Origin of the sequence: Limnohabitans sp. (assembly GCF_036804465.1) — a bacterium.
In the GTDB taxonomy this organism is placed as follows: domain Bacteria; phylum Pseudomonadota; class Gammaproteobacteria; order Burkholderiales; family Burkholderiaceae_C; genus Limnohabitans.
In genome coordinates this window covers 17,438-40,406 of the sequence record NZ_DAIRSK010000006.1, presented here as the reverse complement: position 1 = coordinate 40,406, position 22,969 = coordinate 17,438, and the positions used below count along the sequence as shown (strand labels likewise).

Sequence of the window (22,969 nt, the reverse complement as noted above, 5' to 3'; positions counted from 1 at the left end):
ATGTTGAACTCACCTGATGCATCCTCCACTAGGCCATACCTGCTGCGTGCCATGCACGAGTGGTGCACAGACAGCGGCTTCACGCCTTACGCAGCCATCTTCGTGGACGAGACAGTACAAGTGCCAATGGAGTACGTCAAGAACAACGAGATTGTGTTGAATTTGGGTTACGACGCTACTGCTGGGCTGACGCTGGGCAATGAGTTCATTGAATTCAAAGCGCGCTTTGGTGGTGTTCCGCGCGAAATCATCATCCCGATCAACCGTGTGATGGCGATTTATGCAAAAGAAAATGGGCAGGGTATGTCGTTCCCCATGGGTACCTCTTCTGAGGCGATGACGGCACCTAAAAAAATGCCGCCTGTTCGTCCAGCATTGAGTGCGGTAGAAACATTGCACACCAAAGATGGACCAGAGGCAGACCCGCCCACACCGACGACGCCCAGTGGCCGTCCAGCACTCAAACGCGTCAAGTAGCGTGTAAAGTTGGGTTAGAATTTTGCCTGCGCCGCTTTAGCTCAGTTGGTAGAGCACCCGCCTTGTAAGCGGTAGGTCGTCAGTTCGATTCCGACAAGCGGCACCAAAATTAAAACCCGTTATGACCTTGGTCTGGCGGGTTTTTCTCATTCAGCTGGGTGATTTCACTTTCACACGGATCGTGTTCACATCCCAACCTTTGCTACGTAAATGGGCGCACAAAGCTGGCAGTGTTTGCCGCAATTTGGCGGCCACAGCGCTGTTGGGGACCAGCAAGCACCACGCATCGCCGTCGACACCCCCCGATTGAATGAGCGACCGCAGTGACACAGGCAGCAAGGGGGCGATGGCTTGGAGTCGTTTTTGTGTGTCGCGTGCGATGGCGGAAAAATGGGCCAAAGTTGGCGCTGAATCAACAATTTGTTCTAAGGATTGCGATTTGCCACGGCCAAAGACCTTGGCTTTGGGCGGTGTGCTGTAGCCCAGTGCGCGGTAAGCGGCAAGGGTACTTGGATGAGGCTTAGAAGGTGTGGCCATCTCTCAATTATGGGGCGGCTGACGGTTAAAATCAGCAGCTTCTAACCAGCCTTTCAAAAAGGATTTTGCGACCCTTGTGTTCAAGTGAAAACAAGACCCCCGCAGTGCTCGCATGGCTCTATCTTTCCTGACTCAAATTTTCGGTAGCCGCAATGAGCGCCTACTCAAGCAATACCGCAAAACTGTTGCACAAATCAATGCGTTGGAGCTTTCTTTGGAAAAGCTCAGCGATGAGGTCTTGCAGCGCAAGACCGAAGAATTCAAGTTAAGAGTCGCTCAAGGCGAATCCTTAGAAACATTGCTGCCTGAGGCCTATGCCGTGGTGCGTGAGGCTTCTAAACGCGTCATGAAAATGCGTCACTTTGATGTGCAGTTGTTAGGTGGCATCTCTTTGCACCAAGGCAAGATTTCAGAAATGGGCACGGGTGAAGGCAAGACGTTGACAGCCACACTGCCCGTGTACCTCAATGCGCTCACAGGGCAAGGTGTCCATGTGGTCACCGTCAATGACTACTTGGCGAGTCGAGATGCCCAGTGGATGTCACGCCTCTACAACTGGTTGGGTTTGTCTGTCGGCGTTAACTTGCCACAGATGACGCGCGAGGAAAAGCAAGCGGCTTACCGCGCTGACATCACCTACGGCACCAACAACGAGTATGGCTTTGACTATTTGCGCGACAACATGGTCTATGAAGCTGCAGACCGAGTTCAGCGCAAACTCAACTTCGCCATCGTGGACGAAGTGGACTCCATTTTGATCGACGAGGCGCGAACACCCCTGATCATCAGTGGCCAAGCTGAAGACTTCACCCAGTTGTATGTGGCGATCAACCGGATCGTGCCTGCACTCACGCGCCAAGTCGGTGAAGAGGACCCACGCACGGGTGAGGGCATCATCACCCCAGGCGACTTCACTGTGGACGAGAAATCACACCAAGTGTTCATGACGGAGCAAGGCCATGAAAATGCAGAGCGGCTCTTGAGCGCCAATGGTTTGCTGGCCGAAGGCGCCTCGCTCTACGACCCTTCCAATATCAGCCTGATGCATCACTTGTATGCTGCCTTAAGGGCCAGCCATCTCTATCACCGTGACCAGCACTATGTGGTTCAAAACGGTGAAATTGTGATTGTGGATGAGTTCACTGGACGACTGATGTCTGGACGTCGTTGGAGCGACGGTCTTCACCAAGCCGTGGAAGCCAAGGAGGGTGTGGAGATTCAAGCTGAAAACCAAACGCTTGCCTCCATCACTTTTCAAAATTATTTCCGCTTATATGCCAAGCTGGGTGGCATGACGGGTACAGCCGACACCGAAGCCTACGAGTTCCAAGAAATTTACGGCTTGGAAACGGTGGTCATTCCACCTAACCGCGTCAGCAAGCGCGATGACCAGTTGGACCGCGTTTACAAAACCACCGCTGAAAAGTATGTGGCGGCCATTGATGACATTCGTGCCTGTTACGAGCGCGGCCAACCCGTGTTGGTGGGCACCACGTCGATTGAAAACTCTGAGTTGATTGCCGAGATGTTGGAAAAGGCCAAGTTGCCGCACCAAGTACTCAACGCCAAGCAACATGCCAGTGAGGCCACCATCATTGCGCAAGCAGGTCGCGCCAAGATGATCACCATCGCCACCAACATGGCCGGTCGTGGGACCGACATCGTGCTGGGCGGTAATGTTGAAAAAGACATTGCGCTGGTGGAGGCCAACGAGTTGTTAGATGCGGCGGCAAAGCAAAAACAAATTGATGCTTTGCGGGTGCAATGGACCAAAGACCATGAGCAAGTGAAGTCTTTAGGTGGCTTGCGCATCATCGCCACAGAGCGTCACGAATCACGGCGCATTGATAACCAGCTGCGTGGCCGATCAGGCCGTCAAGGTGACCCAGGTTCCTCACGCTTTTATTTGAGCTTGGATGACTCGCTGATGCGCATCTTTGCAGGCGAGCGCGTCAAGTCCATCATGGACCGTTTGAAGATGCCAGAGGGCGAAGCCATTGAAGCGGGCATTGTTACGCGCAGCATTGAAAGTGCTCAGCGCAAAGTTGAAGCACGAAACTTTGACATTCGCAAACAACTTTTGGAATACGACGATGTGTCTAACGACCAACGCCGTGTGATTTATCAACAGCGCAACGACATCCTTGATGCGACTGATTTGACTGCCCAAATCTCCAATTTACGTGAAGGCAGCTTCACCGATTTGGTCCGTCAATACGTGCCCCAAGAGTCGGTGGAAGAGCAATGGGATATTGCGGGCTTGGAGCGCGCCTTGCTGCAAGAGTGGCTGATTGAATTGCCATTGCAAGCAACAGTTGAGCAAGCGACAGCCATCACCGATGATGAAATCGTAGAGCAAGTGGTGGCGGCTGCACATGCGACATTCCAAATGAAATTGGACCGCGTGGGCACAGAGCAATTCACACCGTTCATGCGCGTGGTTTTGTTGCAAAACATTGACAGCCATTGGCGTGAGCATTTGTCCGCCTTGGATTATTTACGCCAAGGTATTCATTTGCGCGGCTATGCGCAAAAGCAACCCAAGCAAGAATACAAGCGCGAAGCTTTTGAGTTGTTTGGTCAATTGCTTGACTTGGTCAAGCACGAAGTCACCCGCGTGTTGATGACGGTAAAGATTGAATCCACCGAGCAAATCTCTCAAGCCGCATCCGAGTTAGAAGATCGCGCAGAAAACTTGCTCAACGTCACCTACACCGCTCCTGACGAGTCCGGTCAAGCCGTGACCACGGCAGACCAAGCCACGGTAGCTTCAGCAATAGCCGCTGTGGGCCGCAATGAGCCCTGCCCTTGCGGTAGCGGAAAAAAATACAAGTTTTGTCACGGAAAGTTGGCTTAAAAAAATGGCTGTCCACCTGAACCCACCAAGCCTTGCAGACTTGCATCCCATTGCTGGCGTGCGCATCGGTGTCACCCAAGCGGGCATTCGCAAGGCGGGGCGCAAAGACTTGACCGTTGTCTTGATTGACGAGGGCGCATCAGTGAGCGGCGTGTTCACGCAAAACCGTTTTTGTGCTGCGCCTGTTCAGATTTGCCGCGCGCATTTAAATGCGGGCCCAGGCATTCGCGCCATGGTCATCAATACGGGTAACGCCAATGCGGGCACGGGCGAAGAAGGTCTCAAACGTGCGCAACAAACCTGCGTGGCTTTGGCTGATGCCTTGCATATTTCGCCCCACCAGGTGTTGCCGTTTTCTACAGGCGTCATCATGGAGCCACTGCCGCATGAGCGCATCATTGCGGGCTTGCCATCGGCCATTGCGGCAGCGGGTCATGTGGGCAGTGCCCAACAGTGGGTGGATGCAGCTGAAGGCATCATGACCACTGACACCGTGCCCAAGGCAGCAAGTGCGCAAGTGCAGATTGGCAGCGCCACGGTCAGCGTGACGGGGATCAGCAAAGGCGCAGGCATGATTCGTCCCAACATGGCCACGATGTTGGGCTATGTAGCAACCGACGCATGCGTTGCTCCTGAGTTGATGAAAGAACTCTCCATGGCCTTGGCCGAGGGGTCGTTCAACCGAGTGACTGTGGATGGGGACACTTCGACCAATGATTCGTTTGTGGTCATCGCCACAAACAAGGCGCAGCATGCAGCCATCACCAGCTTGCAAAGTGTGGATGGCCAAGCCTTGTTGCAAGCGATGTTGCAAGTGGCGCGTCAATTGGCGCAAGCCATCGTGCGCGATGGCGAAGGCGCCACAAAGTTCATCACCATCCAAGTGGAGGGTGGAAAAAACAGTGCTGAGTGTCGTCAAGTGGCCTACGCCATTGCGCATTCGCCCTTGGTGAAAACTGCTTTCTTTGCCAGCGATCCCAATTTAGGTCGAATATTGGCTGCGGTTGGTTATGCGGGCATTGCTGACCTAGACCAAACGGGTATTGATTTGTATTTGGACGATGTGCATGTGGCTATTCAAGGTGGCCGTCACCCCGCCTACAGTGAAGAGGAAGGTCAACGCGTGATGAAGCAATCAGAAATCACCGTCCGCGTGGTCTTAGGCCGCGGCACTGCCAGAGACACCGTCTGGACCTGTGATCTCAGCCATGACTACGTCAGCATCAACGCCGACTACCGCAGCTGATGACAGACGCTCTTCACTCGCTTGAACGCTTGGTGCAACGCGCCGAGGCTTTGCTTGCACGAATTGAACTGGTGCTGCCTCAACCCATGGTCGAACCTGACTGGTCTGCCAGCGTCGCCTTTCGTTACCGCAAACGAAGCAGTGGGCGCGGCGGCTTAGAGCCTGTGCGTCATGTGGCCAAACTGGGCTTGGCTGACTTGCAAGAAATCGATGGTCAGAAAGAAAAGATCCAACGCAACACCGAGCAGTTTGTCAATGGCTTGCCTGCCAACAACGTGTTGCTGACAGGGGCGCGTGGCACAGGCAAGTCGTCACTCATCAAAGCATGTTTGAACGAGTACAGCTCGAAAGGTTTGCGTTTGATTGAGGTAGACAAAGACGACTTGGTGGATTTGCCTGACATCATCGAGTTGGTCTCAGAACGCCCTGAAAAGTTCATGATCTTTTGTGATGACTTGAGTTTTGAAGACGGTGAGTCTGGCTACAAAGCGCTCAAGTCCACCTTGGATGGTTCGATTGCGGCAGCAACACCTAATGTGCTGATCTACGCCACCAGCAACAGACGCCATTTACTGCCCGAGTACATGAAGGAAAATCTGACTTACACGCACACCGACGATGGCGAAGTGCATCCGGGTGAAGGGGTGGAAGAGAAAATTTCGTTGTCCGAGCGCTTTGGTTTGTGGGTGAGTTTTTACCCGTTCAGTCAGGACGAGTACTTGGTCATTGTGGCGCAGTGGCTTTCATCGTTTGGTTTTAAGCCTCAGGAGATTGAAGCTGCCAGACCACAAGCCCTGGTGTGGGCCTTGGAGCGCGCTTCGCGCAGTGGTCGTGTCGCTTATCAGTTTGCTCGCGACTTTGCGGGCAAACACGCCGCGTGAGACGATGACCAAGATGGATGTGCGCGTGGTCGATGCCGACCAAGCACGTTCACTGGACCGCAGTTTGGTGCAAGTGGCGGTCGGGGTCTTGGTGCGTGACGACGGTTCTTTTTTGCTCACCAGCCGCCCCGCAGGCAAAGCCTACGCAGGATATTGGGAATTTCCAGGCGGCAAGCTTGAGCCGGGCGAAACGGTTGAAGAGGCCTTACGTCGTGAGTTGCAAGAGGAAATTGGCATTGCCTTCCAAGACTGCACATTATGGAAAGTTGAACGCATTGACTACCCGCATGCCTTGGTCCAACTGAACTTTTGCAAGGTCACGCATTGGACAGGTGAGTTGACAATGATGGAGTCGCAAATGTTCGCATGGCAGCAGTTACCCGTGACGGTGCAACCCGTGCTGCCAGGAACAATACCCGTGCTGCAGTGGTTTGCAAAGGAGCGCGGTTTTGAAGGTCACACCCACAGCGCTTCAACTGAGTAAAACCATTTACTGCAACGGCGAGTTCTCGAAGTCAGCGTCGTCTTGCGGGGTTTGATCAGGCAGTCGATGTTCTTCATTGGCCCAAGCGCCTAAGTCAAAGTTGCGACAGCGCTCGCTGCAAAACGGCCGGTACACATTGGCCGTTTCGTAGCGGCTAGGACCTGCGCAATGCGGGCAAACAACAATCCGAACCGCAGAGTCAGCCATGGTCTAGACGCAGAGAGCCATTTCAAAAGGCACATCGTCGGTGCTGTGCTGCAAACGCCCATCGCCGTCTTGGCGCATCATGCGTACCCAAATCATCAAGCGATTGCCGCTGGTTTCTGGGATAAAGCCCAAAGCGGGGTCCATTGCCACGCGCATCAGCTGAAACTTGCCTTGAGCCAGTGATTGTTGGAACTGACCGCCTATGGCCATCATTTTTTGTGAGGTACCTGTGTCGCGCATGAGCGATAGCAGCAGGTTGACGGAGGCTTTCATGGGTAGGAAAACCTCAAACCAACGCAAGATGTCTGCACGGCGAAGATCTGGGCTTTGTTTTTGCCATGCGTGGTAAGCAGGTAAGTCAAAACAACAAGTGCCGCCAGGAATTGCCACGCGGTTGCGCAAGGCTGACAGCCATTCGTTGTCCGAGATATTTTGGCCAATTTTCCCCATTGGACCGCTGAGCCCACTCTGACATCCATCAATATTGTCCAGCAACTGTTGCAATGCAGTTTCTGACACTGAAGGGTTGCCACGCAATGAATTGAACTGTTGCTTGTGACGCTCTAAATCTTTGAGCACATCTGACTTCAGGTCGGTGCGCCCACCAGCGTCTACCAATTCAAACAAGGTTGTCAGCGCGAAATGGTTGTCCACAGGATGATCACGTGTGGTGAGCTCTTCGAACCGCTGAAACAAATGCTCCAAACGCAGATATGTCCGCACACGTTCGTTGAAGGGATGTTCGTAAAGAATCACGCGAAAGACTGATCAGTTGTGGAAGGGGACAATAATTATGAGTGATCATACCTCCACCAGCATAGGTTTTCATCTGGCTGGCGCCGTCAAATAGGCAGTTGGGCGACTGCTTCGCGCAAGGTTTCTATTGGGATCCCGTCGTTGAAAATTACCCAATCTGCCGCCGCTAATTTGTTGGGACGGGTCGATTGTGCCGCGATGATTTTTTGAACAGCCTCTGCGCTTAACCCACTGCGTGCCATCACGCGTTGAATTTGGGTTTCTACCAAGCAATCAATTACCAAAATGCGATCAACCTGAGTTCTCCAGCGCGTACCCGCCTCAACGAGTAGCGGAATATCAAAAACCAAGGTGCGGTAGCCAGCATGGAGCGCGGCTTGGGCTTGCCGCTCGGTTTCTTGAGCCACCAAGGGATGGATGATGGCCTCCAAGGTTTTTTTGGCCTTGGGTTGGCTAAACACATGGGCCCGCATGTGTTCGCGGTTGAGGGCCCCGTCGGCGTTGACAAAAGCAGCGCCAAAGGTGCGCGCGATCGTTGCCATGGCGGCACCATGCGGTGCAGTTAAGCTCAAAGAAATGGCGTCAGCATCCATCACCGCCGCGCCTCGGTCCTGGAGCATTTGGCTGACGGTGCTTTTGCCGCTGCCAATGCCGCCTGTCAAACCAATGCGAAGTGGGGTATGCCTGATGGTCATGAAACTGAGTCTATTCAAAAAATGACCAGCCTAACCACAGCGAAATGTCGTTGATTCCGATCACTGCAACCAAATGACCCGCAATGGCTAGGAATGGACCAAAAGGCAGGTAACCATCGTCACGTAATCGATGTGAGCACTTGAGAATCAGTCCAACAGCTGCACCGCTCAGGCTGGCCAGCATGATCACAGGCAACAAGGCCAATGGCCCCAGCCAAGCACCAAGGGCTGCGAGCAGTTTGAAGTCGCCCGCGCCCATCCCTTGTTTGCCCGTGACGCGTTCAAAAGCCGCAGCCACCGTCCACAGGAAGGTGTAGCCAATGACAGCCCCCCAAACAGCTTGATGCAAAGGCAATGGCAGCCAACCCAAGGTGCTGGCCAGGAGGCCGCCCCACAACAAGCCAAGTGTCAGGTCATCGGGGAGCAGGGTGGTTTGGTAGTCGATCACAGACAAAGCCAGCAACACGGTAGTAAAGCCAGCCCAACAAAAACCGGTGACATTCAAGCCCCAATGCCAAACACTGAGCAACCAAATCAGGCCAGTGGTGAACTCGACCAAAGGGTATTGCGCACTGATCTCATGTTGACAGAAATTGCAGCGCCCCTTGAGCCAAGCAAAGCTGAGCAAGGGAATGTTGTGCCACACCTTGAGTGGGGTATGGCAGTGCGGGCAGTGCGAGGCGGGCCAGCACAGGTTGTAGCGCTGGGCATGTTCTGGCGTTGTGGGTTCGGCCATGATCATGCGCGGCAAACGGTGGATCAATACATTCACACAACTGCCAATCAGCAAACCCAAGCCGAAAACAAGGGCCATGTGCCAAGTCATATCACTTGACCTAGTTGAAAAATTGGAAGATACAAAGCCATCACCAAGCCGCCAATCAGAACACCTAACACCACCATGATGAAAGGTTCTAAGAGTGTAGACAGTCGGGCGACTGTGTTGTGAACTTCTTGCTCGTAATGCTCAGCCGTTTTCTCCAGCATGTGGTCGAGTGCACCTGATTCCTCGCCAATCGCGCACATTTGCACCACCATGGGCGGAAATAAACCCTCGGTATGGTCAAGTGCGCGAGACAAGGCCTGGCCTTGGATGAGTTGCGCTTGAATGTTTTGCGTGGCTGCTTGAAAAAGTAAATGATCAGTCACACCTTCTACCGCGTCGAGCGCTTCGGTCAACGGCACACCAGCGGCAAACAGGGTGGCCAGCGTGCGTGTCCATCTGGCCGTACATGCATGACGCGTGAGCGGACCAGCAAGTGGAAGGCGAAGCAGCTGTCGGTGCAAGGTTCGCCGCCAGCGGATACGCTGCTGCACTTGTCGCCTCAGCCACCAAACCGCAAAAACGATCAGCGCCAAAATCCACAATCCATCGTGCGCAATGCCTTCACTGAGTGCGATCACACCCCGTGTCAGCCAGGGCAGCTCAGCACCAAAAGAAGCAAAGATGTTTTGAAAGGCGGGCACCACAAACACCAAGATCAGCACCAATACAAGGACGGCGATGCTCAGCACAGCGCTGGGATAAATCAGAGCGGAGCGGATGGTGGCGCGCAAGGCCTCTGACTTTTCTAGGTGGTGTGCCAAGCGCTCCAGCATGATGTCGAGCATCCCTGCCAGCTCCCCCACAGCGACAAGGTTGCAATAAAGTGAATCAAATGCGCCATGTTGTCGCAAGGCTTGGTTCAACGCAGCCCCGCCTTCAACTTGGCTGCGAAGGTCGCGGATGAGGGGTTTCAATGCGGCGTTGCTCTGGCCGCGATCCAAAATGTCAAAGGATTGCAACAAGGGCACGCCGGCTTGCAACAGCGTGGCAAGTTGGCGTGTGAATTCAGTGATGTTTCGCGCAGTCAAGCGGGCTGGTTTGTTGAACTGAAGCCAACTTGGTGGATCAAATTGACGCTGAATTCGTGTGACACGAATACGTTGTTGTTTCAGTTGGGCGATCACGCTTTCTTGGGTGTGCGCCTCAAGCACACCTTGCTGAATCGCACCTTGGCGGTCAACCCCACGCCAGGCAAAGCGGCGCTTAGCCACGGTGAGTCAACGCCATCACTTCTTCAAGCGATGTGATGCCTTGAAGCGCTTTGAGCCAGCCCGCTTGGCGAAGGGTGCGTACGCCATCCAATGCAGCTTGATTGGCAAGCGCTTGCGTATCGCTGTCGCGCATGATGAGGGTTTGCATAGCGTCGCTGATAGGCATCACCTGGTACAGCCCGATGCGACCCTTGTAGCCTTTGTCGCACGCCTCGCAGCCAATCGCTTTGTGAGGCGTTGCATGCGCGTGTATGTGGGATGGAATGACGTGTTGATCTTGCAAGTTCAGTTGGCTGAAAAAAAAGTCAATTTCTGTCGCATTCATGGGCTGTTTGCACAGCTCGCACAAGCGGCGAACCAAGCGCTGGGCGGTAATCAAACTCACGCTCGCCGCCACATTGAAAGCCGCCACCCCCATGTGACGAAGGCGTGCCAAGGTGCCCGGTGCATCATTGGTGTGGAGCGTCGATAAAACCAAGTGACCAGTTTGGGCAGCCTGAATGGCGATCTCTGCAGTCTCCAAGTCGCGAATTTCACCCACCATGATCACGTCAGGGTCTTGTCGCAACAGTGCGCGCAGCGTGGTTGCAAATGTCAAGCCTGCACGTTCATTGATGTTGACTTGATTTGCGCCAGGTAAGTGAATTTCAGACGGGTCTTCTACAGTTGAAATATTCACCTCAGCGCGATTGAGTAGTTCAAGGCAGCTATAAAGAGACAAAGTTTTGCCTGACCCCGTAGGTCCTGTCATGAGAATCAAGCCGTGCGGTTGCCCCAATGCTTGAACCAGCTTGGCGCGGTCGTCGGGTTCGTAGCCAAGAGCAGCCAAGCCTGGGCGCTCGCGGCTGAAATTTAAAATACGCACCACAATTTTTTCACCATGCAGCGTGGGCAATGAGCTCACCCGTAAATCAATCAGTTGGTGAAGATAGGGATATTGAATTCGCCCGTCTTGTGGCACACGCTTTTCGGCAATGTCCATGCGTGCCAAGACTTTGAGCCGCGACAAGACAGCATCTTTGAGTGTCAGTGCCGGTGTAGCTGCCACGCGAAGCAAACCGTCGATACGAAACCGTGTGCGAAAGAAATCTTCCCCGCTTTCAAAGTGCACATCTGAAGCGCCTTGTGCCAAGGCTTGGTGCAACAAGTCGTCAAGTGTTTTAACGGCTGAATCAGGAGACGTCGCCATGCAAATTCCTATGAGGATGGATGGCGGATTCTTGGATGCTCTGTGCTGTTTAGGTGAGAGTGGGTGTTACAAAACAAAGGGTCTTTTATTCGTCACCTATATATTCTCTAAAACTATAAAACCAATAAAAAAACATAAATCAGAGCTTTAAATATCAAAAATTACAATAAATCCACCAAGGGAATAACCAAAGTAGCCCTATGAAACAAGGCGTCGCTGTAACTTTCACTGCTAGAAAGCGTGATGGACGCACTGGCTTTAACCCTTGCCAATGCTTTTATTGAATATTAAATTCAGATCAAATCAATAAAAGCCTGCACCAAACACCTTATTCACCTCGAGTGTGTTTAAAATACGGGTCTATCGAAAAATATGAACAAGGAATATTTCTTATGGCACGTACCACTGTTGCAAATCAACTCGCTTCTATTCGTAAACAGCGCGAGCTTTTAGACAAAAAAGAGCAGGCTTTGAAATCAAAGTCACATGAAAAAGTATTGGCTCAAATTGTCGCTATGGCTAAAGAATCGGGCTTGTCAGCTGCTGACATTGCCAAAGCCATGAACTCGGGCAAGCCTACTAAACTGGCCAAGACCCCTAAGGCTGCTAAAAAAGGTGCATTGGCTGGCAAGAAAGTAGCGCCCAAATACAGCAACCCAGCCAACCCAGAACAGACATGGACTGGCCGTGGTGTTTCTCCAACCTGGGTGCAAGCTCTGAAGGCTGCAGGCACGCTTGACACGGCTTTGATTGCGCCCGCGATGGACGCTGCTTAATTTAGGTGTTGCTGAGGCTCAATCATGCATTCCTTCAGATACTTGTTTTGTGCCTTGGCATTCATTGGTTTTGCTGCAATGGCCAAACCGATTGGCAACTACCCCACAATCCCTCTCAGTGAGTTACCCGACCCACTTCGTTCAGTATGGAAAGAGCTCAAACCGGAAATGAATCAAAACAGCCACTGCGCTGCTGCTTTTGACAGCCATTCTGATGGCGAAAAGATGGCGTTTAGATGCTCTATTCATATCAAAATGTCGGCAGAGGGAGAGCGCCGCGCCATGCGCTATTGCGAAGAAAGACGTGCCGAAAAGCGGATTCGCATGCCATGTAAATTGGTTGAAGAATAATATCCGTTGGGATATTTCTTAACGTGACAGCTGTAATGTATGCATGATTTGCTGCGTGGCTTGAATAATTGGCGCGGCAGCATCTGCTAATTTAGCGGCATCTGCCGCTTGGTGTGCCCATTGGTCTGCCCGGTCTAGAATTAAATAGAAATCGCTCATGTCGCCAATTTCAAAGGTCTCGTCTTTTGCTTTCATGATTTCAAGCAGCGTGAGGTAGCCTAAGAAATACAGAGCAAACATCAGCGAGATGGCAGCGTTTTGCGACAGCGCATGATCGTCTACGATTTCGGCAAACATCTCACGGATGGTGTCAATGGTGACAATCTCGCTCGGATCAAATTTAAATTCCGCTTTGAAGCACTCACAAGCAATATCCCATTGTTGACTGCTGTCGGTATAAGGTTTATCAAGATCGTGCATGCGATGGCTTTAAAAGATTAATTGCGTCGGTCCAACAATTGCGCAGCCAGGGCATGCATGGCATCGCGGTAAGGGCTGTCTGGCAAGGCACTAAGTGCGGCGATTGCTCTTTTGGCTTCTGCGTTGGCTGCGGCGCGAGTGGCATCCAATGCGCCTGTGCTGCGCACAATTCCAATGATTTCGGTCAAGGCCAGCATTTCCCCGTTTTCAATGGCGCTTTGGATGGTTTGGCGTTGTGCGGGCGTGCCTCTTTGCATGGCAATGATGAGTGGCAAGGTACTTTTGCCTTCGCGCAAATCATCACCGAGGTTTTTGCCGAGTTCTTTGGCATCGCCGTCATAGTCGAGCACATCGTCAATCACTTGAAAGGCTGTGCCAAGCGCTTGGCCATAGTCAGCGCAAGCGGCTTCGACTTGTGGCGAGGATTTGGACAATATGGCGGCCAAGCGAGTGCTGGCTTCGAAGAGTTTGGCGGTTTTGGAGCGAATGACGCGCAAATAGCCAGCTTCGTCCAGCGAGGCGTCATGCATGTTCATCAGCTGCAGCACTTCGCCTTCGGCAATGACGTTGGTGGCTTCGGCCAGCACTTCCATGACGCGCATCTCACCCGAATCCACCATCATTTGGAAGGCGCGTGAGTACAAAAAATCGCCCACCAATACGCTCGCAGGGTTGCCAAACGACTCGTTGGCGGTTGGGCGACCACGGCGCAAGGTGGATTCGTCCACCACATCGTCGTGCAACAAAGTGGCGGTGTGGATGAACTCCACCACCGCAGCGAGGTTGTGGCGCTGGGGAAGGGTGTAACCCAATGCGCCCGCCATGAGTAAGAGCAAAGCAGGTCGAATGCGCTTGCCACCCGCTGAGATGATGTACTGCGACACAGTGCCCACCAAAGGCACACCTGAGTCCAAGCGTTGTGCGATCACACGGTCAACCTCTGCCATATCGGCAGCGATGAGTGCTAGTGGGTTAGAGGCTTGGGTGAGCAAGGTGCGGCTATATAAGAGAAGGGAAAAGCGTTGAAACGTGGCCAGATTATAGGGATGAGCGCCTTGGCGCGATCGCTGCTATAATTTTTGGCTCTGCGGAAATTCGTCCGTAGATATCCAAATAGATTCTTATCTAGAGGTCTCACATGTACGCGGTCATAAAAACCGGTGGCAAACAGTATCGTGTTGCTGCTGGCGAAAAAATTAAAGTAGAACAGATTGCTGCGGACGTAGGCCAAGAGATTGTGTTCGACCAAGTGTTGGCAGTCGGTAACGGCGCTGAACTCAAGGTCGGCACACCCTTGGTGTCCGGTGCAACTGTCACAGTGACAGTTTTGTCTCACGGTAAGCACGACAAAGTGCGCATTTTCAAAATGCGTCGTCGCAAGCATTACCAAAAACGCCAAGGGCACCGTCAGCAATTCACAGAATTGCAGATTGCTTCCATCAACGGCTAAGGAGCATTTGACATGGCACAGAAAAAAGGCGGCGGCTCTACGCGAAACGGGCGCGATTCCAACCCCAAAATGCTCGGTGTGAAAGCTTTCGGCGGGGAGTTGATCTCTGCTGGCGCGATCATCGTGCGTCAACGTGGCACCAAGTTCCACCCTGGCGTCAACGTCGGCGTGGGCAAAGACCACACATTGTTTGCCTTGGTTGACGGCCACGTGTCGTTCGGCGTTAAAGGCGCTTTGAACAAGCACATGGTCAACATCACACCGGTTTGATTTTTTCAAACTGATGTGTGACAAAGCCCCGACTTGTCGGGGCTTTACTACTTTAAGACACCCATGAAATTCGTAGACGAAGCCTATATCGACATCGCCGCTGGTGATGGGGGGAACGGCTGCGTCTCGTTCCGTCATGAAAAATACAAAGAGTTTGGCGGCCCCAACGGAGGCGATGGTGGACGCGGCGGCCATGTGTTTGCGGTGGCTGATCCCAACCTCAACACCTTGGTCGACTTTCGCTATGCACGTCGCCACGAGGCCAAACGTGGCCAACACGGTATGGGCTCCGACATGTTCGGCCATGCAGGCGAAGACATCACCTTGAAAATGCCCGTGGGCACCATCATCACCGACGTTGAAACGGGTGACGTTTTGTTTGAGCTGCTGGTGCCGGGTGAAGTCATCACCATTGCCAAAGGCGGTGACGGTGGCTTTGGCAACATGCGCTTCAAGAGCGCGATCAACCGTGCGCCTCGTCAAAAAACACCAGGGTGGCTTGGTGAAAAACGCGAACTCAAGCTCGAGTTAAAAGTTTTGGCTGACGTTGGCTTGCTTGGCATGCCCAACGCAGGTAAGTCAACCTTGATCTCTGCCATTTCTAACGCCCGCCCCAAGATTGCCGACTACCCCTTCACCACCTTGCACCCAAACTTAGGCGTGGTGCGTGTGGCCGCAGAGCAAAGCTTTGTGGTGGCCGATGTGCCTGGTTTGATCGAGGGCGCTTCTGAGGGTGCAGGCTTGGGCCATCAGTTCTTGCGGCACTTGCAACGCACGCGTTTGCTGCTGCATCTTGTCGACATTGCACCGTTCGATGAAGGGGTGGACCCTGTGGCGCAAGCCAAGGCAATCGTCAACGAACTGAAAAAATACGACAAAGCTTTGTTCGACAAGCCTCGTTGGATCGTGCTCAACAAGCTTGACATGGTTGCTGCCGCTGATCGAGAAGCTCTGGTGGCTGACTTTGTCAAGCGCATGAAATACAAAGGCCCTGTGTTCCAAATCTCCGCGCTGACCCGCGAGGGTTGCGAACACTTGATCAAAGACATTTACAAACACATCAAAGCACAACAAGTGGCTGAGCAGCCGCCAGAATACATTGACCCACGCTTTGTTGAGCCTTCAGCCGAATAAGCAGCCATGAATCACTCCACCTCCACCGTGTTGCGCGATGCACGCCGCATCGTTGTCAAGGTCGGCTCGAGTTTGGTCACCAACGAAGGCCGCGGCTTGGATGAACAAGCCATTGGCGAGTGGTGCCGTCAGCTCAGCGCTTTGGTGCGCGATGGCCGTGAGGTCATCATGGTGTCCAGCGGTGCGATTGCCGAAGGCATGAAGCGCTTGGGCTGGACCACGCGCCCCCATGAGTTGCACGAGTTGCAAGCCGCAGCCGCAGTAGGACAAATGGGCTTGGCACAAATGTATGAAACCAAGTTGCGCGAAAACGGTTTAGGTTCGGCCCAAGTCTTGCTCACACATGCTGACCTCGCAGACCGTGAGCGGTATTTGAATGCCCGTTCTACCTTGTTGACCCTGCTCTCGCATGGCGTGTTGCCTGTCATCAATGAAAACGACACCGTTGTCAACGACGAAATCAAGTTTGGCGACAACGACACCTTGGGTGCTTTGGTCGCCAATTTGGTGGAGGCGGATGCCCTCATCATCTTGACTGACCAAAAAGGTTTGTATACCGCTGACCCGCGCCGCGACCCGACGGCTACCCTGGTGCATGAGGCGCGTGCGGGTGACGCCAAGCTCGAAGACATGGCCACAGGCGCAGGATCTAGCCTGGGCAAAGGCGGCATGATCACCAAAATCTTGGCCGCTAAACGTGCCGCAGGTTCTGGCGCATCGACCGTCATCGCTTGGGGGCGTGAGCCCGATGCTTTGGTACGACTGACCCAAGGTGAGGCCATTGGCACCCTGCTGGTGGCACAAACGCAAAAGCAGCAAGCCCGCAAACAGTGGATGGCTGATCACCTCCAATTGCGGGGCTCAGTCACCATCGACGAAGGTGCGGCCAACAAGCTCAAGGGCGATGGCTCCAGTCTTTTGCCCATCGGCATGACGACCGTGGACGGCGATTTTTCACGTGGCGAGGTGATTGCTATTTTGGATGAGCAAGGCCAAGAAGTAGCCCGTGGTTTGGCCAACTATGCCGCCGCTGAAGCGCGGTTGCTGTGTCGAAAACCTTCAGCTCAAATGACTCAATTGCTTGGCTACGCGGCTGAGCCAGAAATGGTGCACCGCGACAACATGGTGCTGAGCAAATAAAAAACGCCCACCTTGGTGGGCGTTTGCATGTGTGCGTGGACCTCAGCGCAATCCCGCCTGTGGGTCCGGATCAAACGTAGCGCCGGGCGGCAACTCCATTTGCATGACCGCACCAAATTGCTTGGGCATGGCTGCGCTCTCAGCCCCAGTGTGGAAGGGGCCGCCACGCGAAAAGCGCCCACGCATGTCTTTGCGCGGTAAAAAACGTGACAGCTCTGTCAACGCCATTTCGTAGACACCGCGTTTGAATTCCACCACCGCATCCAGTGGCACCCAGTAATCGTTCCAACGCCAAGCGTCAAACTCTGGATGGTCGGTGGCGCGTAAATTCAAATGGTGGTCGGGAGCCGCCATTTGCAGCAAAAACCAAATTTGCTTTTGGCCTTTGTAAAAACCGCGCGCATCTCGGCGGATGAACCGGTCTGGCACCTCATAGCGCAACCAATCACGGGTACGGGCAACGATGCGCACATGCTCTTGTTTGAGCCCCACTTCTTCGTGCAATTCACGAATCATGGCCTGCTCTGGCGTTTCGCCACGGTCAATGCCGCCTTGTGGAAACTGCCAGCTGTGGGTGCGTATGCGTTTACCCCAAAAAACCTGATTTTTCTGGTTGAGCAAGATGATGCCGACGTTGGGTCTGAACCCTTCTCGGTCAAGCATAATCAAACCTCAAATTTTTTAAACTGAGTCGATTATGCACAGAGCTGCAGCAATTCACTTAGAACTTGCCCTAATTTCCTCACTCATTTGACGATTCGATTACCCGCATGAAAGCCTCCCAATTTCTGATTTCCACCCTCAAAGAAGCCCCAACAGACGCCGAGGTGGTGAGCCATCAATTGATGACGCGTGGCGGCTTGATCAAAAAACTAGGCGCTGGTATTTACAACTATATGCCTATGGGGCTGCGTGTGATTCGCAAAGTCGAGGCCATCGTTCGCGAGGAAATGAACAAGGCGGGTGCCATCGAGCTGACCATGCCCGTGGTGCAACCCGCTGAGCTGTGGCAAGAGACCGGACGCTTCGACAAGATGGGCCCAGAGCTCATGCGTGTCAAAGACCGCCATGGCCGCGACTTTGTGGTGCAGCCCACCAGCGAAGAGGTGGTGACTGACATTGCGCGCCAAGAAATCCGCAGCTACAAGCAGCTGCCTAAAAATTTCTACCAAATTCAAACCAAATTCCGTGACGAGCGTCGCCCCCGTTTTGGTTTGATGCGTGGTCGCGAATTCATCATGAAGGATGCCTACAGCTTTGACCGTGACCAAGTCTCGGCCAAGCAAAGCTACCAAGTCATGGCCGACACCTATCGCAGGATTTTTGATCGCTTTGGTTTGACCTACCGAGCCGTCGCCGCGGACAGCGGCGCGATTGGTGGCGACTTGAGCGAAGAGTTTCAAGTCATCGCCGCCACCGGCGAAGACGCCATCGTGTATTGCCCAAGCAGCACCTATGCTGCCAATATTGAAAAAGCCGAGTCCTTGGCCCCAACGCAAACACGCGTTGCAGCCACGCAGGCGATGACCAAAACTGCCACGCCTGACAAGAGCACCTGCGAAGACGTGGCGGCTTGGTTGAAGCTGCCCTTGAACACCACCGTCAAGTCATTGGTGTTGGCCACCGACACGCTCAACGACACAGGCGAAGTCGTCAAGTCACAGGTGTGGTTGCTGCTCTTGCGTGGCGATCACGACATGAACGAAGTCAAAGTGGGCAAGTTGCCTGGCTTTGAAGGCGGCTTTCGCTTTGCCACCACGCAAGAAATCGACGATCACTTTGGGTGCAAGCCTGGTTACCTCGGTCCCGTCAACTTAAAAAGACCTTTGAAAATCGTGGCTGACCGCGATGTGGCGGTCATGAGCAATTGGATTTGTGGCGCCAACGAAGTGGACTTCCACATGTGCGGCGTCAACTTTGGCCGGGATCTGGACGAACCCGATGTGGTGGCCGATATTCGCAACGTCGTGGCCGGTGACGCGTCACCGGACGGGCTAGGCGTATTGGCCATCGAGCGCGGCATCGAAGTGGGCCATGTGTTCTACCTTGGCACCAAATACAGCCAAGCCATGAACGCCACATTCTTGGATGTGAACGGAAAACCCCAATTCATGGAAATGGGCTGCTACGGCATAGGCATTACGCGCTTGCCCGCAGCTGCCATTGAACAAAACCACGACGCGCGCGGCATGATTTGGCCAGATGCGATTGCGCCATTCACAGCTGTGATTTGCCCTGTCAACATGGACCGAAGCGATGATGTCAAGGCTGCAGCTTTCAAACTTTACGAAGAATTGATGGGCTTAGGTGTGGACGTCATCTTGGACGACCGCGGCGAGCGCCCCGGTGCAATGTTTGCCGATTGGGAACTGATCGGTGTGCCCCACCGCGTGACCATTGGCGACAAAGGTTTGAAAGACGGCGTGGTCGAGTACCAACACCGCCGTGATGCCGAGTCCACCAAAGTGGCAGTGGCCGATGTGCTGGCGCATCTGAAGGCCAAGCTCGGTTTGTGATGCAACCCCGTGCTTACGCCCGTTGGTGCCTGAGTGGCAGGGTGGGTGTTGAGTACCTGATGCGAAAAGCAGACCCCCTTTTTGGACGCCATGTGCGACAAACGGCGGCTTTATTTTTTCTGTGTGTTTTGTGCATTCCCGTGACCCACGCAGGCAACCAACGCGAAGAGCCACTGATGGACTCCGTGAGAACCGCACTCACTGCCGCTGTGCATCCGTCGGGCCCACCGACTTTGGTGCATGCTGACGAAAAGGCTAGCAACGCTTTTCAGCAATGGCTGGGACAAACCGAAGTGCGTTTAGAAAAATACATGCAACGCCGCAAAACCAACCCCTCAGCGCCAAATCAAACCATTGCCGGCCCTGATTTGCTGGCGCATGAATTGGCCAACGCACATTTGCGCAGAGAATTTTTGCAAACCGTTTGGTACGAAAGCCAGCGCGCTGGCCTTGAACCTGCTCTTGTCTTGGGCCTCATTCAAGTCGAGAGTGGTTTTCGTAAATTCGCCATCAGCAGCGCGGGTGCGCGCGGTTTCATGCAGGTCATGCCATTTTGGACACGTGTGCTGGCTGAGGGAGATGCCAGTGTGCTGTTTGGAGCGCAAACCAATTTACGCTTTGGTTGCGTCATCTTGCGGCACTACTTAAACGTTGAGAATGGTGACTTGATCTTGGCACTGGGTCGCTACAACGGCAGCCGGGGTCAGATGCAATATCCAAATGCTGTGTTGGCGGCGCAAAAGGGGTGGCAATGAAGCAGTGGATTCTGATCGTGGCGGCACTGGTGTTATCGGGCTGTGCCACCAAAGCTTACCGTGCGGTTGAGCAAGAGTGCGCACCGGCCGCTTGGGCCGACTATCCCGTACAAAACGCGCAAGTGTTACAAACCCGCCAACGTGTTGTCCATGTCGCAACCGGTATGCGCAACTGCTTCACCCGCCAAGAGGGCAACCACATGCGCACCATTTGTAATCCCATCACACGTCCGGAATTCATCAATTATCAAGAGGTGGTGGTGGTCGATCAAAACGAAGTTGTGCGCAACATGGCGATTGCAACGTGTTCGACCAATTTGTGCGTGCAGCGCTACGGCAATCCCAAATGCACAACCGACCAATTGCTGGTGCCCGTGCCCGTGTCTTCACCTGCACCTGCGCCCAACCCCGAGCCAACAGCAGTTCCAGTGCTTGTGCAATAAAAAAGCCCGCTATAAAAACGGGCTTCATTCGATGGGGCGTGTACGTAGCCCGCAAGGCATCAACCGTTGATGACTTTTTGTAATTCACCCGACTCGTACATTTCCATCATGATGTCGGAGCCGCCAATGAACTCGCCTTTGATGTAGAGCTGAGGAATGGTAGGCCAGTTGCTGTATTCCTTGATGCCGTCACGAATCTCGGCATCATCCAGCACATTCACGGTTTTGATGGCTTTGGGCTCTACACCGCACGACTTCAACACTTGTATGGCACGGCCCGAAAAGCCACACATGGGAAAGCTGGCACTGCCCTTCATGAACAGCAACACGTCGTTGCCCTTTACGAGTTCGTCAATGCGTTGTTGTGTGTCGCTCATGGGTTCTCTCCAAATCAAAAGTTAATTATTTCACTGTTGGCCATTGTCCACCTGTGCAACGCAAGATGCCCGCAAGGTCAGGACGGCTTTGTACATTCACAAAGCCTTGGTTGGCTAGCAAGGTTTGCACGGCATGGGCTTGGTCGTAGCCGTGTTCGAACAGCAGCCAACCATTGGGTTGAAGGTGGTGCGTGGCTTCGCGAACGATGAGACGAATGTCGTCCAAGCCGTCAGTGCCTGAGTCTAGCGCCGATAACGGCTCGTATTTCAATGCTTGCAGGTGCACATCACTGCTGGCCACATAAGGCGGGTTGGACACGATGGCGTCAAAGGTGCGGCCACTCAGCGGTGCAAACCACGAACCGTGGTGAAAATCCACAGACAGCCCCAAGTGTTGGGCATTTGCAGTCGCCACAAGCAATGCCTCAGCGCTGGCATCTACTGCCCACACGGCGGCATCGGGTCGCGCATGTTTCAGTGCCAATGCAATGACACCGCTGCCTGTGCCAAGGTCTACCACCTGCGGTTTGGGCGTATCGGCCAGGCAAGATAAGGACCACTCCACCAAGGTCTCGGTGTCAGCGCGTGGGTCAAGCACGCGTTTGTCGATCTGAAAAGTCAAACCATAAAACTCTTTTTGACCTGTGATGTAAGCCACCGGCTCGGTGTCGAGGCGGCGCTGCACATGGCTGTTGAAAATGGTTTGCACCTCATCTTCTAGAGGGTCATCGCCATGCGCCAGTAACCATGCGCGGTCATGCCCAGAGCGACCCATGGCGTGCAACAACAGGATTTGCGCCTCTAGGCGTGGCAGGCCCAAAGCTTGTGCCTGCGCAGCGGCTCGTGAGACAGTCAGTGCGCTCATGTGTTGCCTTGAAGTGCGGCCAGTTGCTCGGCCTCATGGGCGTGCTTCAAGGCTTGCATGGCCTCGCTCAAATCACCTTCCATGATGAAGTTGAGTTTGTACAGCGTGAGGTTGATGCGGTGGTCACTCCAGCGCCCTTGCGCAAAGTTGTAGGTGCGTATGCGGTCGCTGCGGTCGCCGCTGCCAATCAGGCCCTTGCGCATGGCGGCATCTTTGGCGGCACGCTCGGAGCGGTCTTTTTCTTGAATGCGGGCAGTCAGCACCTTCAGTGCTTGTGCTTTGTTGCTGTGTTGGCTGCGACCGTCTTGGCACTCCGCCACGATGCCCGTGGGCAAGTGAGTGATGCGCACTGCAGAGTCAGTTTTATTGATGTGCTGGCCACCCGCACCGCTGGCACGGTAGGTGTCGATGCGCAAGTCGGACGGGTTGATTTTGATGGCCTCTGCCTCGTCTGGCTCTGGCAGCACCGCCACGGTGCAGGCGCTGGTGTGAATGCGTCCTTGCGTTTCGGTGGCGGGCACGCGCTGCACGCGGTGGCCGCCCGACTCAAATTTGAGCCAGCCATACACCCCGTCGCCGCTTGAGCCGCCGTCCATGCGCACCACCACTTCTTTGTAGCCACCCAGCTCGCTGGGTGATTCGCTCACGATTTCAGTGCGCCAACCTTGGCGCTCCGCGTAGCGCATGTACATGCGCAGCAAGTCGGCCGCAAACAGCGCCGACTCATCGCCGCCCGTGCCCGCGCGAATTTCGATGAACGCAGGGCGTCCATCGTCTGGGTCTTTGGGCAGCAGCATGCGTTGCAGCTCGGCTTCGAGTTGCTGCAGTTCGGCTTGGGCGCTTGCCATCTCTTCTTGGGCCATGGCGCGCATGTCAGCGTCGTTGCCAAGGTCTTGCAGCATCTGCAGAGCAGCTTGCACATCGGCTTCTCGTTGTTGGTAGCGAACATAGCGGCCGGCGGTGGCAGTGACCTCGGTGTGCTCGCGTGACAGGGCCAAGAACTGGGTCATGTCTTTCATGATGTCTTCACGCGACAGCAAGAAATCGAGTTCATGCAAACGTTGGGTGTGGCGCTGCAGCTGAGCGCGCAGAAAGTCTTTCATGGG

The 22,969-nt window shown here is 54.0% G+C and carries 27 protein-coding genes and 1 tRNA gene; 15 read left to right on the top strand and 13 right to left on the bottom strand.

The genetic code is table 11. The annotated features are described in order from the left end of the window. Positions 1-477 (top strand): ClpXP protease specificity-enhancing factor, encoded by a 477-nt coding sequence (locus V7Q41_RS04380; RefSeq protein WP_333843271.1) that lies wholly within the window; start codon positions 1-3, stop codon positions 475-477. Positions 478-507: 30 nt separating this feature from the next. Next, positions 508-583, top strand: a tRNA-Thr gene (locus V7Q41_RS04375). Between the two features lie 44 nt (positions 584-627). Here V7Q41_RS04375 and V7Q41_RS04370 read toward each other — a convergent pair. Further along, the gene (locus V7Q41_RS04370) at positions 628-897 is read right to left on the bottom strand and encodes a hypothetical protein (protein WP_442918802.1); all 270 of its coding nucleotides are present in this window, start codon (positions 895-897) and stop codon (positions 628-630) included. Positions 898-1,126: 229 nt separating this feature from the next. Here V7Q41_RS04370 and secA point away from each other — a divergent pair, with 229 nt between their 5' ends. Genes secA through V7Q41_RS04350 form a run of 4 tightly spaced genes read left to right on the top strand, consistent with a single transcriptional unit; the run spans position 1,127 to position 6,482 of the window. Next, positions 1,127-3,871: a preprotein translocase subunit SecA gene (gene secA, locus V7Q41_RS04365; RefSeq protein ID WP_333843266.1), complete on the top strand. Its 2,745-nt coding sequence runs from the start codon at positions 1,127-1,129 to the stop codon at positions 3,869-3,871. A 4-nt stretch (positions 3,872-3,875) separates the two neighbouring features. Beyond that, entirely contained in the window at positions 3,876-5,117 is a 1,242-nt protein-coding gene (argJ, locus tag V7Q41_RS04360) for a bifunctional glutamate N-acetyltransferase/amino-acid acetyltransferase ArgJ (RefSeq protein WP_333843263.1), read from the top strand. Continuing rightward, complete coding sequence (locus V7Q41_RS04355; RefSeq protein ID WP_333843260.1) at positions 5,117-5,998, top strand: ATP-binding protein; 882 nt, start codon at positions 5,117-5,119, stop codon at positions 5,996-5,998. Before argJ ends, V7Q41_RS04355 begins: the two co-directional genes overlap by 1 nt. A 13-nt stretch (positions 5,999-6,011) precedes the next feature. Beyond that, entirely contained in the window at positions 6,012-6,482 is a 471-nt protein-coding gene (locus V7Q41_RS04350; RefSeq protein ID WP_333843536.1) for an NUDIX domain-containing protein, read from the top strand. Positions 6,483-6,488: 6 nt separating this feature from the next. Here the strand turns inward: V7Q41_RS04350 and V7Q41_RS04345 are convergent, their stop codons facing one another. The 6 genes from V7Q41_RS04345 to V7Q41_RS04320 form a co-directional block, all read right to left on the bottom strand. After that, complete coding sequence (locus tag V7Q41_RS04345) at positions 6,489-6,689, bottom strand: DNA gyrase inhibitor YacG (RefSeq protein WP_333843257.1); 201 nt, start codon at positions 6,687-6,689, stop codon at positions 6,489-6,491. A 3-nt stretch (positions 6,690-6,692) separates the two neighbouring features. After that, positions 6,693-7,445, bottom strand: coding sequence for a cell division protein ZapD (zapD, locus tag V7Q41_RS04340; protein ID WP_333843255.1), 753 nt, complete (start codon positions 7,443-7,445; stop codon positions 6,693-6,695). A gap of 86 nt (positions 7,446-7,531) precedes the next feature. Then, complete coding sequence (coaE, locus tag V7Q41_RS04335; RefSeq protein ID WP_333843252.1) at positions 7,532-8,140, bottom strand: dephospho-CoA kinase; 609 nt, start codon at positions 8,138-8,140, stop codon at positions 7,532-7,534. Between the two features lie 10 nt (positions 8,141-8,150). Further along, positions 8,151-8,954, bottom strand: a complete 804-nt coding sequence (locus V7Q41_RS04330) for a prepilin peptidase (RefSeq protein ID WP_333843249.1) — start codon at positions 8,952-8,954, stop codon at positions 8,151-8,153. Between the two features lie 8 nt (positions 8,955-8,962). Continuing rightward, positions 8,963-10,177: a type II secretion system F family protein gene (locus V7Q41_RS04325; RefSeq protein ID WP_333843246.1), complete on the bottom strand. Its 1,215-nt coding sequence runs from the start codon at positions 10,175-10,177 to the stop codon at positions 8,963-8,965. Continuing rightward, positions 10,170-11,366, bottom strand: a complete 1,197-nt coding sequence (locus V7Q41_RS04320; RefSeq protein WP_333843243.1) for a GspE/PulE family protein — start codon at positions 11,364-11,366, stop codon at positions 10,170-10,172. Before V7Q41_RS04320 ends, V7Q41_RS04325 begins: the two co-directional genes overlap by 8 nt. Positions 11,367-11,758: 392 nt before the next feature. Here V7Q41_RS04320 and V7Q41_RS04315 point away from each other — a divergent pair, with 392 nt between their 5' ends. Further along, positions 11,759-12,142 (top strand): H-NS histone family protein, encoded by a 384-nt coding sequence (locus V7Q41_RS04315; RefSeq protein WP_333843241.1) that lies wholly within the window; start codon positions 11,759-11,761, stop codon positions 12,140-12,142. Positions 12,143-12,196: 54 nt separating this feature from the next. Beyond that, a complete protein-coding gene (locus V7Q41_RS04310; RefSeq protein ID WP_333843238.1) occupies positions 12,197-12,493 on the top strand; it encodes a hypothetical protein in 297 nt (98 codons plus the stop codon). Positions 12,494-12,511: 18 nt separating this feature from the next. Here V7Q41_RS04310 and V7Q41_RS04305 read toward each other — a convergent pair whose 3' ends face one another. Continuing rightward, the gene (locus tag V7Q41_RS04305) at positions 12,512-12,913 is read right to left on the bottom strand and encodes a hypothetical protein (protein WP_333843236.1); all 402 of its coding nucleotides are present in this window, start codon (positions 12,911-12,913) and stop codon (positions 12,512-12,514) included. A 17-nt stretch (positions 12,914-12,930) separates the two neighbouring features. Then, positions 12,931-13,860, bottom strand: coding sequence for a polyprenyl synthetase family protein (locus V7Q41_RS04300; RefSeq protein ID WP_333843533.1), 930 nt, complete (start codon positions 13,858-13,860; stop codon positions 12,931-12,933). A 191-nt stretch (positions 13,861-14,051) separates the two neighbouring features. Between V7Q41_RS04300 and rplU the strand changes: the two genes are divergently transcribed. The 4 genes from rplU (at position 14,052) to proB (ending at position 16,907) form a co-directional block, all read left to right on the top strand. Further along, positions 14,052-14,363 (top strand): 50S ribosomal protein L21, encoded by a 312-nt coding sequence (gene rplU / locus V7Q41_RS04295; protein WP_333843233.1) that lies wholly within the window; start codon positions 14,052-14,054, stop codon positions 14,361-14,363. Between the two features lie 12 nt (positions 14,364-14,375). Then, the gene (gene rpmA / locus V7Q41_RS04290; RefSeq protein ID WP_333843231.1) at positions 14,376-14,633 is read left to right on the top strand and encodes a 50S ribosomal protein L27; all 258 of its coding nucleotides are present in this window, start codon (positions 14,376-14,378) and stop codon (positions 14,631-14,633) included. Positions 14,634-14,696: 63 nt separating this feature from the next. Continuing rightward, the gene (gene cgtA / locus V7Q41_RS04285) at positions 14,697-15,767 is read left to right on the top strand and encodes an Obg family GTPase CgtA (RefSeq protein ID WP_333843228.1); all 1,071 of its coding nucleotides are present in this window, start codon (positions 14,697-14,699) and stop codon (positions 15,765-15,767) included. A gap of 6 nt (positions 15,768-15,773) precedes the next feature. After that, a complete protein-coding gene (gene proB / locus V7Q41_RS04280; protein WP_333843226.1) occupies positions 15,774-16,907 on the top strand; it encodes a glutamate 5-kinase in 1,134 nt (377 codons plus the stop codon). Between the two features lie 42 nt (positions 16,908-16,949). Here proB and V7Q41_RS04275 read toward each other — a convergent pair whose 3' ends face one another. Beyond that, complete coding sequence (locus V7Q41_RS04275) at positions 16,950-17,570, bottom strand: RNA pyrophosphohydrolase (protein ID WP_333843223.1); 621 nt, start codon at positions 17,568-17,570, stop codon at positions 16,950-16,952. 107 nt (positions 17,571-17,677) lie between these two features. Here V7Q41_RS04275 and V7Q41_RS04270 point away from each other — a divergent pair, with 107 nt between their 5' ends. Genes V7Q41_RS04270 through V7Q41_RS04260 form a run of 3 tightly spaced genes read left to right on the top strand, consistent with a single transcriptional unit; the run spans position 17,678 to position 20,621 of the window. After that, a complete protein-coding gene (locus V7Q41_RS04270) occupies positions 17,678-19,423 on the top strand; it encodes a proline--tRNA ligase (RefSeq protein ID WP_333843219.1) in 1,746 nt (581 codons plus the stop codon). Between the two features lie 59 nt (positions 19,424-19,482). Beyond that, positions 19,483-20,178 carry a lytic transglycosylase domain-containing protein gene (locus V7Q41_RS04265; RefSeq protein WP_442918796.1) on the top strand — a complete coding sequence of 232 codons (696 nt, stop codon included), beginning with the start codon at positions 19,483-19,485 and terminating at the stop codon, positions 20,176-20,178. After that, positions 20,175-20,621: a hypothetical protein gene (locus tag V7Q41_RS04260; protein WP_333843217.1), complete on the top strand. Its 447-nt coding sequence runs from the start codon at positions 20,175-20,177 to the stop codon at positions 20,619-20,621. Before V7Q41_RS04265 ends, V7Q41_RS04260 begins: the two co-directional genes overlap by 4 nt. A gap of 59 nt (positions 20,622-20,680) precedes the next feature. Here the strand turns inward: V7Q41_RS04260 and grxD are convergent, their stop codons facing one another. Genes grxD through prfA form a run of 3 tightly spaced genes read right to left on the bottom strand, consistent with a single transcriptional unit; the run spans position 20,681 to position 22,966 of the window. Then, on the bottom strand, positions 20,681-20,998 hold the full coding sequence (grxD, locus tag V7Q41_RS04255; RefSeq protein ID WP_333843214.1) for a Grx4 family monothiol glutaredoxin: 318 nt from the start codon (positions 20,996-20,998) through the stop codon (positions 20,681-20,683). Between the two features lie 25 nt (positions 20,999-21,023). Next, entirely contained in the window at positions 21,024-21,863 is an 840-nt protein-coding gene (prmC, locus tag V7Q41_RS04250; RefSeq protein ID WP_333843210.1) for a peptide chain release factor N(5)-glutamine methyltransferase, read from the bottom strand. Next, the gene (gene prfA / locus V7Q41_RS04245; protein ID WP_333843208.1) at positions 21,860-22,966 is read right to left on the bottom strand and encodes a peptide chain release factor 1; all 1,107 of its coding nucleotides are present in this window, start codon (positions 22,964-22,966) and stop codon (positions 21,860-21,862) included. The genes prmC and prfA overlap by 4 nt, the downstream gene beginning before the upstream one ends. Positions 22,967-22,969: the final 3 nt, after the last annotated feature.

Excerpts from the sequence above, each read along its gene's own strand:
- V7Q41_RS04380 (WP_333843271.1), top strand. The coding sequence starts at position 1 with ATGTTGAACTCACCTGATGCATCCTCCACTAGGCCATACCTGCTGCGT.
- secA (WP_333843266.1), top strand. The coding sequence starts at position 1,127 with ATGGCTCTATCTTTCCTGACTCAAATTTTCGGTAGCCGCAATGAGCGC.
- argJ (WP_333843263.1), top strand. The coding sequence starts at position 3,876 with ATGGCTGTCCACCTGAACCCACCAAGCCTTGCAGACTTGCATCCCATT.
- V7Q41_RS04355 (WP_333843260.1), top strand. The coding sequence starts at position 5,117 with ATGACAGACGCTCTTCACTCGCTTGAACGCTTGGTGCAACGCGCCGAG.
- V7Q41_RS04350 (WP_333843536.1), top strand. The coding sequence starts at position 6,012 with ATGGATGTGCGCGTGGTCGATGCCGACCAAGCACGTTCACTGGACCGC.
- V7Q41_RS04345 (WP_333843257.1), bottom strand. The coding sequence starts at position 6,689 with ATGGCTGACTCTGCGGTTCGGATTGTTGTTTGCCCGCATTGCGCAGGT.
- coaE (WP_333843252.1), bottom strand. The coding sequence starts at position 8,140 with ATGACCATCAGGCATACCCCACTTCGCATTGGTTTGACAGGCGGCATT.
- V7Q41_RS04330 (WP_333843249.1), bottom strand. The coding sequence starts at position 8,954 with ATGGCCCTTGTTTTCGGCTTGGGTTTGCTGATTGGCAGTTGTGTGAAT.
- V7Q41_RS04320 (WP_333843243.1), bottom strand. The coding sequence starts at position 11,366 with ATGGCGACGTCTCCTGATTCAGCCGTTAAAACACTTGACGACTTGTTG.
- V7Q41_RS04315 (WP_333843241.1), top strand. The coding sequence starts at position 11,759 with ATGGCACGTACCACTGTTGCAAATCAACTCGCTTCTATTCGTAAACAG.
- V7Q41_RS04305 (WP_333843236.1), bottom strand. The coding sequence starts at position 12,913 with ATGCACGATCTTGATAAACCTTATACCGACAGCAGTCAACAATGGGAT.
- V7Q41_RS04300 (WP_333843533.1), bottom strand. The coding sequence starts at position 13,860 with ATGGCAGAGGTTGACCGTGTGATCGCACAACGCTTGGACTCAGGTGTG.
- rplU (WP_333843233.1), top strand. The coding sequence starts at position 14,052 with ATGTACGCGGTCATAAAAACCGGTGGCAAACAGTATCGTGTTGCTGCT.
- rpmA (WP_333843231.1), top strand. The coding sequence starts at position 14,376 with ATGGCACAGAAAAAAGGCGGCGGCTCTACGCGAAACGGGCGCGATTCC.
- cgtA (WP_333843228.1), top strand. The coding sequence starts at position 14,697 with ATGAAATTCGTAGACGAAGCCTATATCGACATCGCCGCTGGTGATGGG.
- proB (WP_333843226.1), top strand. The coding sequence starts at position 15,774 with ATGAATCACTCCACCTCCACCGTGTTGCGCGATGCACGCCGCATCGTT.
- V7Q41_RS04275 (WP_333843223.1), bottom strand. The coding sequence starts at position 17,570 with ATGCTTGACCGAGAAGGGTTCAGACCCAACGTCGGCATCATCTTGCTC.
- V7Q41_RS04270 (WP_333843219.1), top strand. The coding sequence starts at position 17,678 with ATGAAAGCCTCCCAATTTCTGATTTCCACCCTCAAAGAAGCCCCAACA.
- V7Q41_RS04265 (WP_442918796.1), top strand. The coding sequence starts at position 19,483 with ATGCGAAAAGCAGACCCCCTTTTTGGACGCCATGTGCGACAAACGGCG.
- V7Q41_RS04260 (WP_333843217.1), top strand. The coding sequence starts at position 20,175 with ATGAAGCAGTGGATTCTGATCGTGGCGGCACTGGTGTTATCGGGCTGT.
- grxD (WP_333843214.1), bottom strand. The coding sequence starts at position 20,998 with ATGAGCGACACACAACAACGCATTGACGAACTCGTAAAGGGCAACGAC.
- prmC (WP_333843210.1), bottom strand. The coding sequence starts at position 21,863 with ATGAGCGCACTGACTGTCTCACGAGCCGCTGCGCAGGCACAAGCTTTG.
- prfA (WP_333843208.1), bottom strand. The coding sequence starts at position 22,966 with ATGAAAGACTTTCTGCGCGCTCAGCTGCAGCGCCACACCCAACGTTTG.